Annotated in this window: 12 protein-coding genes; 7 read left to right on the forward strand and 5 right to left on the reverse strand. The window is 63.3% G+C overall.

Translation table 11 applies throughout. From position 1 onward, the window contains the following. Window positions 1-91: 91 nt before the first annotated feature. From mraZ to V2B23_RS18135, 3 genes are all read right to left on the reverse strand, one after another. On the reverse strand, window positions 92-523 hold the full coding sequence (mraZ, locus tag V2B23_RS18125; RefSeq protein WP_430951631.1) for a division/cell wall cluster transcriptional repressor MraZ: 432 nt from the start codon (window positions 521-523) through the stop codon (window positions 92-94). 532 nt (window positions 524-1,055) lie between these two features. Continuing rightward, window positions 1,056-1,502 carry a DUF3040 domain-containing protein gene (locus tag V2B23_RS18130; protein WP_430951632.1) on the reverse strand — a complete coding sequence of 149 codons (447 nt, stop codon included), beginning with the start codon at window positions 1,500-1,502 and terminating at the stop codon, window positions 1,056-1,058. Between the two features lie 238 nt (window positions 1,503-1,740). Then, window positions 1,741-2,298, reverse strand: a complete 558-nt coding sequence (locus V2B23_RS18135; protein WP_430951633.1) for an SAV_6107 family HEPN domain-containing protein — start codon at window positions 2,296-2,298, stop codon at window positions 1,741-1,743. Window positions 2,299-2,479: 181 nt separating this feature from the next. Between V2B23_RS18135 and V2B23_RS18140 the strand changes: the two genes are divergently transcribed. Genes V2B23_RS18140 through V2B23_RS18155 form a run of 4 tightly spaced genes read left to right on the forward strand, consistent with a single transcriptional unit; the run spans window position 2,480 to window position 6,286 of the window. Next, entirely contained in the window at window positions 2,480-3,118 is a 639-nt protein-coding gene (locus V2B23_RS18140) for a GNAT family N-acetyltransferase (RefSeq protein WP_430951634.1), read from the forward strand. A gap of 5 nt (window positions 3,119-3,123) precedes the next feature. Then, window positions 3,124-4,704 (forward strand): phytoene desaturase family protein, encoded by a 1,581-nt coding sequence (locus V2B23_RS18145; RefSeq protein ID WP_430951952.1) that lies wholly within the window; start codon window positions 3,124-3,126, stop codon window positions 4,702-4,704. After that, on the forward strand, window positions 4,701-5,525 hold the full coding sequence (locus V2B23_RS18150) for a carotenoid biosynthesis protein (protein ID WP_430951635.1): 825 nt from the start codon (window positions 4,701-4,703) through the stop codon (window positions 5,523-5,525). Before V2B23_RS18145 ends, V2B23_RS18150 begins: the two co-directional genes overlap by 4 nt. A 23-nt stretch (window positions 5,526-5,548) precedes the next feature. After that, the gene (locus V2B23_RS18155) at window positions 5,549-6,286 is read left to right on the forward strand and encodes an LppM family (lipo)protein (RefSeq protein ID WP_430951636.1); all 738 of its coding nucleotides are present in this window, start codon (window positions 5,549-5,551) and stop codon (window positions 6,284-6,286) included. Between the two features lie 9 nt (window positions 6,287-6,295). Here the strand turns inward: V2B23_RS18155 and V2B23_RS18160 are convergent, their stop codons facing one another. Beyond that, window positions 6,296-7,285, reverse strand: a complete 990-nt coding sequence (locus tag V2B23_RS18160; protein WP_033231012.1) for a methylenetetrahydrofolate reductase — start codon at window positions 7,283-7,285, stop codon at window positions 6,296-6,298. Window positions 7,286-7,457: 172 nt separating this feature from the next. Here V2B23_RS18160 and V2B23_RS18165 point away from each other — a divergent pair, with 172 nt between their 5' ends. Next, window positions 7,458-8,570 (forward strand): polyprenyl synthetase family protein, encoded by a 1,113-nt coding sequence (locus V2B23_RS18165; protein WP_430951637.1) that lies wholly within the window; start codon window positions 7,458-7,460, stop codon window positions 8,568-8,570. A gap of 257 nt (window positions 8,571-8,827) precedes the next feature. Beyond that, window positions 8,828-10,384 carry an alpha-(1->6)-mannopyranosyltransferase A gene (locus V2B23_RS18170; protein WP_430951638.1) on the forward strand — a complete coding sequence of 519 codons (1,557 nt, stop codon included), beginning with the start codon at window positions 8,828-8,830 and terminating at the stop codon, window positions 10,382-10,384. A gap of 142 nt (window positions 10,385-10,526) precedes the next feature. On the opposite strand, the gene V2B23_RS18175 is transcribed toward V2B23_RS18170, so the two are convergent. Further along, window positions 10,527-10,895, reverse strand: a complete 369-nt coding sequence (locus tag V2B23_RS18175) for an Rv2175c family DNA-binding protein (RefSeq protein WP_430951639.1) — start codon at window positions 10,893-10,895, stop codon at window positions 10,527-10,529. 137 nt (window positions 10,896-11,032) lie between these two features. On the opposite strand from V2B23_RS18175, the gene pknB reads away from it, so the two are divergent. Then, a complete protein-coding gene (gene pknB, locus V2B23_RS18180; protein ID WP_430951953.1) occupies window positions 11,033-13,105 on the forward strand; it encodes a Stk1 family PASTA domain-containing Ser/Thr kinase in 2,073 nt (690 codons plus the stop codon). The last annotated feature ends 8 nt before the right edge of the window (window positions 13,106-13,113 follow it).

A 13,113-nucleotide genomic window follows, 5' to 3' on the forward strand; every position in this document is an offset into this window, starting at 1 on the left:
GGTCCCTGCCCGAAGGAGAACCTGGCGCTGGGGAAGTGCGTCAGGGTCTTTCCGGGCAGAGGCCTCGTGGCATTCGCCACAAACTATCCGCCTAGACGATCTCGCTGAGAGATTCGCCAATTGCTTGGGAATAGTCCTCTTCGTTGTCTCCGAGATACCTCTCCCAGGCTTCGAGAGCCCAGATTTCGAGGTAGTCGACAGACCCGGTCACTACGCATTCCTTGGAAAGGTTTGCGTAACGCCGATGATCAGCCGAGAGGGTGATTCGCCCCTGGGCATCGGCGTGCTGTTCATCCGTGCCGGCTGCCAGAGCGCGAACATACGCTCGTGCGGCCGGATCATTACGTGGAGCTGCCGCTGCTTTACGAGCCAGCTTGACGAACTCGTCCCGGGGATAGACAGCAAGGCTGTGATCCTGACTCTTGGTGATCATCAACCCTCCTGACAACTCTTCTCGGAACTTGGCCGGCAAGGTGAGCCGGCCTTTGTCGTCGAGCTTCGGCGTGAAGGTTCCGAGAAACACTCGACACCTCCTGCGAGCTTCGCCGAAACCCTCCCGTTTGGGCGAAATACGGCTTCAAGCTCTCCGCCCGCACCCACAGTACCCCACTTTCCCCCACACACAAGGAGCTACCGGGCACTAACCGGGCTGATTTGCTGAGTATTAGCAGCTCAAAGCGGGTGGGGAAAGTTGGGGAATTTCCGTCAGCGGTGTCCCCACGCACATCACCGATCGTTGCCGTCCTACGTCACACAACCCCATATTCGACCTATAAGTCCAGCTCAACAGATGTGGTCGACTGTCTAAGCCCTACACGCCCATCGCGATGCCAGAAACTACCCATAGCAGGGGAGGAAAGTGGAGGGGACCATGGTCCCCCGGTAACGCGACAGACGGCCGGCAACCAGTGGTTGCCGACCGTCATGTTTTGTTATGGGTTATGTCGCTTGCGAGGGCGCACGCGCTACCCGCGTAGGTGGAACAATTCAGGTGAAATCGACCACCGTGAATCTCCCGCCGGACTGGCCGACGGGGTCATCGACTTGCGTCAGAGCTAGTCCTGCTCGAACCGGCGACGGAATCGATCTTCCATGCGGGAAGAGAATCCCCCACCTGATCGTCGACCGCGTGAATGCCCTCGGCCGCCGCTCGACCCACCCGCGCCCGGAGGCCCGGACTGGTGTTCACCGGTCTGGGCGCCGTCCGCAGCTGGTGTCCCCGCCCGTCGGCCGCCGCCCCACAAGAGCATGACGCCGGCGCCGAACATACACAGGAACCCGACCAAGCTGAGAATCGGAAACGAGCCCAGTTTGAGGACTTGAAGGCCTGCAATCAACAGGATCAAGCCCACAACAAAGAGCGCCGCAGCTTGAAAACGCCGTCTACTCGACGGCGCCCTCATACGGCCGCCCCTCACATTGGAGGCGAACTTGGGGTCTTCGGCATAGAGAGCGCTCTCGATCTGATCGAGCATGCGCTGCTCGTGCTCGGAGAGTGGCACGGTACCTCCCCCGGCACTGGAAGTTAGGCAACCACCCCACGGTGTGAGGTGGCGGGTAGTCAACGTGAACGACTACCTGCTTTTTATACTACGAGCAGTTTAGGTCGCGGACCACCAACTCTGGGTACGAGTTATGCCACAAGCGTACGTATTTGCCCGGCCGAACCGTAAATCAGCCCCCATCAGGCCACAGAACCTGCATTTTCTGTGAATTCGGCCATCTCAGACATCAAAAAATTCAGGATGCTCTCAGGCCGATTCGATGAGCCTGGCCGACAAAATCCTCGACCGCAGTCAGAAATCGGGCTACTTCGACAGAAAATCCATCGGCATCAGCGTCGCTGAGATCCACCTGCATGCCTGTTTCGACCGCCGCGCGGGTGTTCGACCAGCCGGCAAAGTAACTCGACCACGCACCGAAAGTGGGTGCGTCCGCGTCCAACCGGGTCCACGCGTTCCCACTCTTCTTACGCCGTCCACTTCCCGTCGCACCCACAGCCAGAACTGCTCCAGCGCCCCGCAACGCTGCCAGATAGGCGCATCGAAAGCGTTCTGACGCATCTCCTGCTCCGACGGACTCCGCCAACAAGGAATCGGCCTTCCCCAACAGATTCCACGCGAGCCCGCCCGCGGAACCATTCCCGGAAAACGCGGTGGCGGACGATCGCGCCACTCGCCCCGGCATTTTCGCTGATTCCGGGAGTCTCGACAGTGCCGACCGCGAGGGGCACGCCAGTTCCGCCGGCAGCACCCTGTCGGACTTCGGTGTTCTTTCGGACTTCACTCGATCGGACATCCGGGGCACCTCCCGCGCCAAAGGGGATTGCATTCACAAGGATCGAAATGTGGTGCGGTGGGGATGCCCGCTTCCCTTCGGGCATCTCCACCTCGGGTGTCATTTCCAGATCACCCTTATCGAACATTCGTTCGACCTATTCAATATAACTGCACCCACCGACAAGTAGTCAAGAGAAGAGGTGAGACCAGTCGACCCGCAGATCGCCTGGACTCCGTACACGGTCGACCTCGACCGCGAGGAATTCGCGAAGCGACTACACGAGGCGCTGTCCGTGTACGTCACCGCGATGGACTATCCACGTGGCACCGAGTTCCATCGCGCGCCGATGTGGACGGAGCACTCGACCAGACCGGGATGGAAAGCCGTCGGCGCGTGCGCCGGACAAGAGCCAACTGCGGACACCGTTGCACCTGACACTGCTGCTCCCGAAAACACTGTTGCTCCCCTCATCGGAATCGCCTACGGCTATCGCGGAAGTTCGGACCAGTGGTGGCACCAACAGGTGTTGCACGGACTGCGTCGCAACGGTCGGCCACAGTCCGAGATCTCGGCCATTCTCGACGATTACTTCGAGCTCACCGAGCTCCACGTTCATCCGAGTGGCCAGGGGCACCGTTTGGGTGAATCCCTGCTTCGGCACCTCTTGCGCGATCGGACGGAGCGCTCCGTTCTCCTGTCCACTCCCGAGGTGTACGACGAGGACAACCGCGCGTGGCGGTTGTATCGGCGACTGGGATTTCAGGACGTGCTCAGGCGATTCCGCTTTGCCGGAGACAGTCGACCGTTTGCCGTACTCGGACGAGGATTGCCACTGTGACAGCGATTCTCGACGCAGTAGTTGTCGGCGCCGGGCACAACGCGTTGGTCTCTGCCGCCTATCTCGCACGCGAAGGCTGGTCGGTCCAGGTGCTCGAGAAGGACACGGTCCCCGGCGGCGCCGTCTCGACTATCGAACGATTTCCGGGACACAAAGTCGATCGTGGTTCGTCCGCGCACATCATGATTCGCCACACCGGAATCATCGAGGAACTCGGGCTTGCGGCCCACGGACTTCGCTACATCGATTGCGATCCCTGGGCGTACGCACCACCTCCCACAGGTTCGGGTCGCCCGGGAATCGTGTTCCACCGCGACCTCGACGCAACCTGCCGATCGATCGAAGACGCCTGTGGCGCACGTGATGCCGACGCCTACCGCAGGTTCGTGCATATCTGGTCGGAGCGCAGTGCGCGGGTGATGCGGGCGTTTTCCGCCCCACCCACCGGACCCAATCTGCTGTCGTCGTTCTGGGGCCTCGACACCGGGAGCGGCGGTAGCGATCTCGCGCGCCAGTTCCTCGCTACCGGCGACGCGCTCCTGGACGAATACTTCGACAGCGAACCACTCAAAGCCGCGCTCGCCTGGTTCGGAGCGCAATCGGGACCACCGATGTCGGAGCCGGGCACCGCGCCGATGGTTGGTTTTGCCGCGCTCATGCACGTTCTTCCGCCGGGGCGCGCCGTTGGTGGCAGCGGCGCACTCAGCGCCGCCCTCATCTCGAGGCTGAAGACGGACGGCGGCGCCGTCAGTCTCGGTAACGCCGTGACGTCGCTGACCCGCGACGGCGATCACTGGACCGTGAGAACCGCCGGTGGACAGCAGGTTCGGGCCCGCACCGTCGTCGCGGGCTGCCACATCCTGACGACGTTGGATCTACTGGGCCACGGAGGCTTCGACGCAACCACCCTGGATCGGTGGCGCCGGCGGATCCGCGTCGGGCCGGGAATCGGCATGGTGCTGCGATTGGCGACGTCGTCACTTCCGCGGTACCCGTCGGCGTCGATTACCGAGAGCACGTCCGGCCTGCAACTTCTGGTGTCCGATCGCGCACACCTCCGGACCGCTCACGGAGCAGCTCTCGGCGGCGAACTTCCCCCGCGCCCCGCGGTTCTCGGTATGAGTTTCAGTGGGATCGATCCGAGTATCGCTCCCCCGAACGAACATCAAGTGACTTTGTGGTCGCAGTGGCAGCCGTATCGGTTGAGCGCAGATCGCGACTGGGCGTCGCTCGCGGAGTCCGAAGCCGATCGCGTTGTCGCCGAGATGGAGGCGTCGGCGCCCGGTTTCACCGACAGCATTCGCCAGCGGCACATTCAGACTCCGCGCGACATCGAGTCCGAGATGGGGTTGATCGGTGGCAACGTCATGCATGTCGAGATGTCCCTCGATCAGATGATGATGTGGCGTCCACTGCCCGAATTGTCGGCGCACCGCGTCCCCGGCGCAGAGGGCCTCTACCTCACGGGCGCGTCGACGCACCCCGGCGGTGGTGTGTCCGGGGCGAGTGGGCGCAGCGCTGCGCGCATCGCACTGTCCGAGCGGCGCGGCACGTCGATGCTCAGCCGGATACGTCGAAGGACGTGACCCGGCAACGTGTTCCGCTGATTCTGGCGTTGGCGGCGATCGGCGCGCAGATCGTGTATCCGTTGGTGGACGGCAGCTCTCGCGATGCCGTCACCGTCGCCGTGGTGGGTTTACTGGCCGCTGCGTCCATCAGCCACGCGGCGATCAACCGTGGTGCGGTCTGGACCGCTGCGCTGATCGCGGTCACCGCGGGGGTCGGACTGGCGTCAGAGATAGTGGGTACCGCCACCGGAATGCCGTACGGCTGTTACGGGTACAGCGTCGATCGCCTCGGGCCGGCGTTGTCCGGTGTGCCGCTGATCGTGCCGTTCGCCTGGACTGCAGGCTTCTATCCGATCTGGTGTGTGGCCACTCGCCTGGTTCGCCATTTCACGCCGGCCTCGCGGCGAGTCGGCCGCGTCGCGCTCACAGTCACAGGGTTGGTCGGCTGGGATCTGTATCTCGATCCACAGATGGTGGCCGACGATCAATGGGCATGGTGCGTCGACAACGCGGGACTTGCCGGCGTCGCTCACATTCCCCTGACCAACTACGCGGGGTGGATCGCGATCGGCCTGATCATGGCAACGATCATGGAGGCGATCGCGAGTCGATACGAAGAGCCGACGCTCTCCGACGCCGTTCCCTACGGGCTGTTTCTGTGGACGTGGCTCGGTTCTGCCCTCGCACATGCGGTGTTCCTCAGTGCGCCGGAACTGCGCTACTCGGCGATGTACGGGTTTGTCGTGATGGGAATTCTCGGGGTCTGGCTACTGGCCACCTTCGGCGTCGAGTTCGCCCGGTATCGGACTTCCCACGCCGACACACCCCCTCGTAGCTGACTACCGATGCGACGGCTGGCACGATGACGACTGTGCAACAGTCCACGGATGACACCACGCGGCCGCGACGTCGCAAGCAACTCCTTGCCACGGCAGCTCTCGTACTGATGCTGGTGCCGCTGCTCGCGGGCTGCCTACGAGTCCAGGTCTCGATGGGTGTCTCGGCCGATGACCGCGTGTCAGGACAGATCGTCGCGGCCGTGATTCCGGAGAACGAAGCCGATCCCGGGCCACAACTGGTACCGCCGACCTCGCTCGCGGAAAACATCCGGGTTCAGGAATACAAGAAGGACGGCTACGTCGGATCACAGGTGTTCTTCTGGGATCTCAGCTTCGGTGACGTCTCGCAACTGGCTGCCATGACGGACGAAGGTGCCGGTTCGTTCCAACTCACCCTTCAGCGCAGTGGTGACACCGTCGCGTTGGACGGAAAGGCCGACCTCAAAGCCCTGCCCGCCCAGGGATCCGACATCCAATTCAGCATCGCCTTTCCCGCACGCATCTCCACGACCAACGGCAACCGGGACGGCGATTCCCGGGTCTCGTGGACTCTGCCGGCCGGCGAGGTATCGACTGTGCGCGCCGAAGTGAACTACGCCGATCCGAGTACCCGCAGCTTTGCGGGATGGGCAGGGATCATGGCCGGCCTCACCCTCGGTGTCGCGATCATCGTCGGTGCGATGGCCTGGATCGTGCGCAATCGCGCACCCGTCTCGCAGGCACCGAAGAGTCCACAACCGGCAAAGAGTGACACGCACTAAGCGGTAGTGCTAAACGCTCGCCTGCGAATCGGTCGACACATCCGACGTCAGCCCCAGACGTTCCAGAACCTCGCTCGTGGCCCGTGCGAAGTTCAACGTGATGAAGTGCAGGCACGGGGCGCCTTCAGCGATCAATCGCTCACCCATTTCGGTAGCGAGGTCGATCCCGAGCTCACGTACCGCTGCCCGGTTCTCCTGAGAACCCGAACCGGCGGCGGCGTCGAACCGGCGCTCGAGGGCGGGCGGCAACGACGATCCGGACAGTTCGAGCATGCGCCGCACTGACCGCAGCGAGGTGACCGGCATGATTTCGGGAATGATCGGCTTGGCGCCCTGCTCGGGGTCGAACGCGCTCACGCGATCACGCAGACGCAAGTAGTCGTCGACGTCGAAGAACATCTGGGTGATGGAGTACTCGGCTCCGGCGCGCAGCTTCGAGACGAGGTACTTCGTGTCGTGGGCCAGGTCAGGTGCTCGGTAGTGCCCTTCCGGGAACGACGCCACGCCGACATGGAAGTCACCGAGATCGCGGACCATCCGGACAAGTTCTTCGGCGTACTCGACGCCGTCGGGATGCTTCTTCCATTCGCCGAGTGGGTCGCCCGGAGGGTCGCCGCGCAGAACGAGGATGTTGCTGATTCCACGATCGGCGTAGGCGCCGACCATGGATCGGAGTTCGTCGATGCTGTGGGACACCGCGGTGAGGTGTGCAACCGGCAGCAACGTGGTCTCTTCGGCCAATTCTCCTGTGACCCGAACGGTGCGGTCACGAGTCGAACCGCCGGCGCCGTACGTCATGGAGACAAACGCCGGACCGAGCCTCTCGAATGTGCGCACGGCACGCCACAGACGCGCCTCGGCTTCTGCGTCGCGCGGCGGTGAGAACTCGACCGAGAACGGAATCCGACTCCCTGTGGAAGATGTGATCCGATCGACGATCGATGGTGTTCGGCTGGCCCAGCCATCGCTGGAGCGTCCCCTGACTGCATCGAATGTCACGAGGTAAGCATATGTTTTGTCGACGCAGAACGGAGCATCGCGTCCGTGAATACGTCCCGGATACCAGGATCGTGCAGTTCACGGCCCGCGCCGGACATCGGTGGGGACCCCACTAAGCTGGACTCTACGCTCACTGCCCGGCCCAGTTCGCCGGTATGAGAAGTTACCGACTTTGGAGGCCATCCTGTCTGCTCGAACCGACGCCGCCTATCCGTCCTCGCTCGAGTTGCCGGCCATGTTCGAACAGAGCTTGCGTGACTTCTTTGCTTCCAGGCGCAAAGCGGTGGAGACCATCGGCGGTGGGTACGAGACTGCTGTCGACACCCTCGAAAGTTTTGTCCTGCGCGGTGGCAAGCGCGTGCGACCGGCTTTTGCCTGGACTGGCTGGCTCGGCGCCGGCGGCGACCCCCACGGCGACGACGCCGACAGCGTCATGCGCGCGTGCACGGCGCTCGAACTGGTCCAAGCATGCGCGCTGGTCCACGACGACATCATCGACGCCTCCACGACGCGCCGCGGATTCCCCACCGTGCACGTCGAGTTCGAGAACCTGCACCGCGCTGACAATTGGAACGGCGATGGCGCCCACTTCGGTGAGGCTGTCGCAATTCTGCTCGGCGATCTGGCGCTCGCGTGGGCTGACGACATGATCCGCGAGTCCGGAATCAGCTCTGACGCCGCCGCTCGGATCAGCCCCGTGTGGTCGGCGATGCGCACCGAAGTGCTTGGCGGTCAGTTCCTCGACATCAGCAACGAAGCTCGCGGCGACGAGAGCGTCGAGGCAGCGATGCGCGTGAACCGGTTCAAGACTGCGGCGTACACGATCGAGCGCCCCCTGCACCTCGGTGCCGCCCTCTTCGGAGCAGACGCCGCGCTGATCGACGCGTACCGGAAGTTCGGCACCGACATCGGTATCGCGTTCCAGCTCCGGGACGACCTGCTCGGCGTCTTCGGCGATCCGTCGGTGACCGGCAAGCCGTCCGGCGACGACCTCCGCACCGGCAAGCGAACAACACTGTTCGCCGCCGCACTTGCGCGCGCCGATGACACCGATCCTGCTGCCGCGCAACAACTCCGAGCCGGAATCGGCGCAGAATTGACCGAAACCGACGTCGATACACTGCGCACCCTGATCACCGACCTCGGTGCGGTGGACGACGCTGAAGCACGCATCGCCGCTCTGGTCGAATCTGCCGCGGCCGCACTGGAATCGAGCAGCGCCACTGCGGAGGCCAAGACGCGGCTGCGCGAGATGGCCCTCGCAGCCACGTCGCGAACGTACTGACAGCAGTGACTCTTCATGAGTGATCCGTCACTGTTGGTCACCGGACCTGCCGTCACCAACTCCCGATTTCGGAGTTCCGACCGTCTTTCCGTCGCGGCGACCAACGTCCGAACCTGGCATCGGCGCGCGCAAACGAGTCGACGGCAGGGTTCGGCCTCCGGAGCAACTAAACTATCCCCTCGTAACCGACTATTCGCCAGCAATTCACCACGTACGCGCTACCGCATCCGAACACCTCGGGGGAGGAAACTGCACTCATGACGCCCTCTGCCGCAGCCACCACACCAGCGTGGCATCGAAGGGCCGCTGATTTCCTTCGCACTCCCGAAGGACACAGCGCGCTGCTCGGATTCCTGGGCGCCGCCATGATCATGTTCGGCGGATTCGGTGCAGGTAGCGTCCGGCGCGAGGACCCGTTGCTCGAGTCGATGCATCTGTCGTGGCTCCGATTCGGGCACGGTTCGATACTGTCGGCGGCGATCGTCTGGATCGGTGTGTTGTGCATGATCGGCGCGTGGGCGCGACTGGGTCGCTCGGCGCTGCGCGGTGACGTCGGTTTACGCGGGCTGCGATTCATCGTGCCGCTGTGGACGTTCCCCCTACTCTTTGCCGTTCCGATGTTCAGCCGTGACGCTTTCTCCTACCTCGCGCAGGGCGCTTTGCTGCGTGACGGCTTCGACCCGTACGAAGTGGGGCCGGTGGTCAATCCCGGCATCCTGCTCGACAACGTCTCCAATGTCTGGACGACGACAACAACCCCGTACGGTCCGGTTCATCTCCTGTTGACTGATGCCATCGTTCGCCTGACCGGTGACAACGTCATCGCCGGCACGATGTTGCTGCGCATCACCATGCTGCCCGGCCTGGCGTTGATGGTGTGGGGTGTCCCCCATCTCGCACGCAAACTAGGCGGAAACCCGGCGATTGCCCTGTGGCTCGCAGTCCTCAACCCACTCGTCCTGATCCATCTGATCGGCGGCGTGCACAACGAGATGCTGATGGTCGGCCTGATGGTCGCCGGCATCGCGCTGGCCCTCGAACGCAAGCACATGTTCGGAATCGGTCTCATCGCCTTTGCCGTTGCCATCAAGGCCACTGCCGGGGTGGCACTGCCGTTTATCGTCTGGATCTGGATGATTCACGAACGCGAAGACGCCGCAGCGCAGGGAACGGAAGCACCGAATCCGATCCGATCCTTCATCAAGACCGCCGGTAGTGGATTTGCGATGTTTGTGGTTGTCCTCGGTTCGACGTCGTTGATTGCCGGTGTGGGGCTCGGCTGGACGACGGCGCTCTCCGGATCCAACAAGATCATCAACTGGCTGTCGTTGCCGACCCTCGTCGCCCACCTGTCCACCCTCGCGACATCGTGGTTCACGGGCAATCACTTCAACGAGATACTCCAAGTCACCCGGGCTGTCAGCGCAGTCGTGCTCATCGGAATCATCGCATTTGTCTGGTGGCGATTCCGCACCACCGAACGCGACGCCGTGATGGGCATCGTGATTGTCATGGTTGCCATCGTCATTCTCTCCCCGGCAGCGCTCCCCTGGTACTACTCGTGGCCGTTGGCCGTAGCTGCCGGCTTTGCACTCTCTCCGGCGACCCTGGCAATACTGGTAGGTCTGTCCAGTTGGCTCATGTTGATCTTCCAGCCCGACGGATCGATCGGCATGTACTCGTTCCCACACGTGGTATTGGCAACATTTGCTTCCGTCGTCGCGGCGATGACACTCCGGACGGAAGACCCACTGCATCTACGCGGACACGCACCGGCGAAAGTCCCGGCAGAAGCGACGTCGACGGCACGATGAATTCGGTGCTCCTCACGGGGTGGGGTCAGCCGGCTATCGCATCCTCGACCGCCGGGTGACCGTCACTACCGAACGCGCCTGACGTCCGCCGTACCGGATCTGGTCCGGTACGGCGACCTACGTCAGACCCGAAATATCAGCCTCAGAAAGCCATTGCCTGTGCACGGCGGATAACCTCGCGGGCGAGGTGCCCGTGCAGGGCATCGACGGGACGTCCGGGGAGGGAATCGTCAGCCTGGAAAAGCCAGCGCAGCGCCGCTACATCGCTGTATCCGCCATCATGCAGAACTGCCAGCAAACCGGGAAGCCACTTCACGATCTGGCCGTCTTCGTCGAAGAATTCCTCGGGAACCCCGAGAACACCGTTGCGCTTGACTGCGATGATCTTGCGATCGCGGAGCAACTGGTGCACCTTCGCGACCGGCAATCTGACGCTCTTCGCTACATCGGCCAACTGAAACAGGGATACCGAAGAATCCAGGACATCATCACAATAAGGAATCGCGCTCACCACGGAAGTTTATCGGGTCAGCTTGTCGCCCGGCACGTGGGTGGAACTTTCCGTCGGCAGCGCTGGCTACGATGGACGAGGCGGATGCGACCACAGATTTTTACTGCACCACAGATTTTCACAACGGAGGTCAAGGGTTGATCGGCGAAATGCTCGAACGCCGCTATCGCGTGGATGCGCCCATCGCACGCGGCGGAATGTCCACTGTGTATCGAGGCCTCGATACACGGTTGGATCGGCCTGTCGCCATCAAGGTCATGGATCCGCAGTTTGCCGCCGATCCCGCTTTTCTCACTCGCTTCGAGTTCGAGGCGCGCGCAGTCGCCCGTCTCAAGCACCCTGCCTTGGTTGCCGTGTACGACCAGGGCAGCGATCGCGGTCATGCCTTCCTCGTCATGGAATTGGTCGACGGCGGCACCTTGCGCGAGTTGCTGCGCGAGCGTGGCCCGATGCCGCCGCACGCTGTTGCTGCCGTTGTCGGGCCGGTTCTCGACGCGTTGGCAGTGGCACACCGGGCCGGCCTGGTGCACCGCGACGTCAAACCGGAGAACATCCTGATTTCCGACGCGGGTGAAGTGAAGATCGCCGATTTCGGTTTGGTGCGCGCCGCTGCTGCCGCGACAACAACGTCCAACAGCGTCATTCTCGGCACCGCCGCCTACCTCTCCCCCGAGCAGGTCACCTCCGGAGTGGCCGATCCGCGCAGCGACGTGTACTCTACCGGCGTTCTCATGTTCGAACTCCTCACCGGTACAACACCTTTCACCGGAGACACCTCTCTCTCGATCGCATACCAGAGAATTCACGACGACGTTCCGCCGCCTGGTTCACGAATCGCCGGCGTACCGGCGCAGTTCGACCGCCTCGTCACGCAGGCCACCAATCGTGAACCTGCACATCGGTTTACCGATGCCGGCGAAATGGCAGCCGCCCTGCGCATCGTGTGCGAACAACTCGAACTGCCCGCGTATCGGGTGCCCGCGCCGCGGCGATCCGCGCAGCATCACAGTGCCGTCGCCGCACCGGCGCCGCAACCCCGGCCCGCAACACCCCGTCCCGCGGCCCCGGGTTCACCCGCCACCACCGTTATCGGTGGCGCCGGTGCACCAGTCGGTGCCGCCACCACAGCATTTGCAGCCGGTACCGGGGCGCCGCCGACTACGGCACTGTCGCCGCCTACAACAGCGCTGGCCCCGCACGGACCACCGGACGGGATTCAGCACACCCGCGCAGTCACCGCACAAACCGTGCGTCCGCCCGTCGCCGAGTCGGACGAGCACGAAGACGACGTGGCCGACGACGATCCACACGACCACTTTTCTCAAGCTCGACGACGCTCTCGCCGGACCACTCTCATCTGGCTTCTTGTCATCGCGTTGCTTGCGCTTGCGCTGGGGTTCGGCGGTTGGTGGATGGGCTCGGGCCGATTCACCGCAGTCCCCCAGATCGGTGGCCTGAACAAGGATGCGGCAGTCACGGCACTTCAGGATGCCGGACTGTCGCCGGAAGTGCGTGGAACGTACTCGGACACAGAAGTTCTCGACACCGTGACCGGCACGGATCCCGAAGCGGGCTCGCGGATTTCGCGGGGATCGAGTGTTGTCCTGTTCACGTCGCTCGGGCGTCCGACCGTGCCACCGATACCAGCGGGCGGCGCCGTCGAGGCCACCCGAGATCAGCTCACCGCACGCACCCTCGTTGCCGTCGACGGCGGTGAGACGTTCAGTTCCAAGATCCCCATCGGTGGTGTCGCGGCTCTTGACCCGGCCCCGGGAACCACCGTTCCGGTGGGTTCCTCGGTGAAAGTTGTCACGTCCAAAGGATCACCGCCCGTTGACGTTCCCGACGTGAAGGGCATGTCGGAGAACGCCGCCCGCGCTGCCCTCGACAAACTGGGCATCACCGTCAGCGAAACCCGATCCACCTTCGACGACGGCGTCGACGGCGGAAAGGTCATCGGCACGGATCCCGCTGCGGGTTCGTCCGTCAACGCCGGAACGTCCGTTGCCCTTCTCGTGTCCAACTCCGTGAAGGTCCCCAACCTGCTGGGGCGTAGCGTCGCGTCCGCTCGCGAGGAGCTGACCCGCCTCGGTCTCACCCTCACCGTTCGCCAACTGACCCAGAACGACAGTTCACTGATTGTCAGTCAGAGCGACAAGAACGATCGTGTGGAGAAAGGCTCCAACGTCACCGTTGTTGCCATTCCCTGATCGCAACA

Source organism: Rhodococcus sp. 24CO (assembly GCF_050586165.1).
Classification (GTDB): domain Bacteria; phylum Actinomycetota; class Actinomycetes; order Mycobacteriales; family Mycobacteriaceae; genus Rhodococcus_F.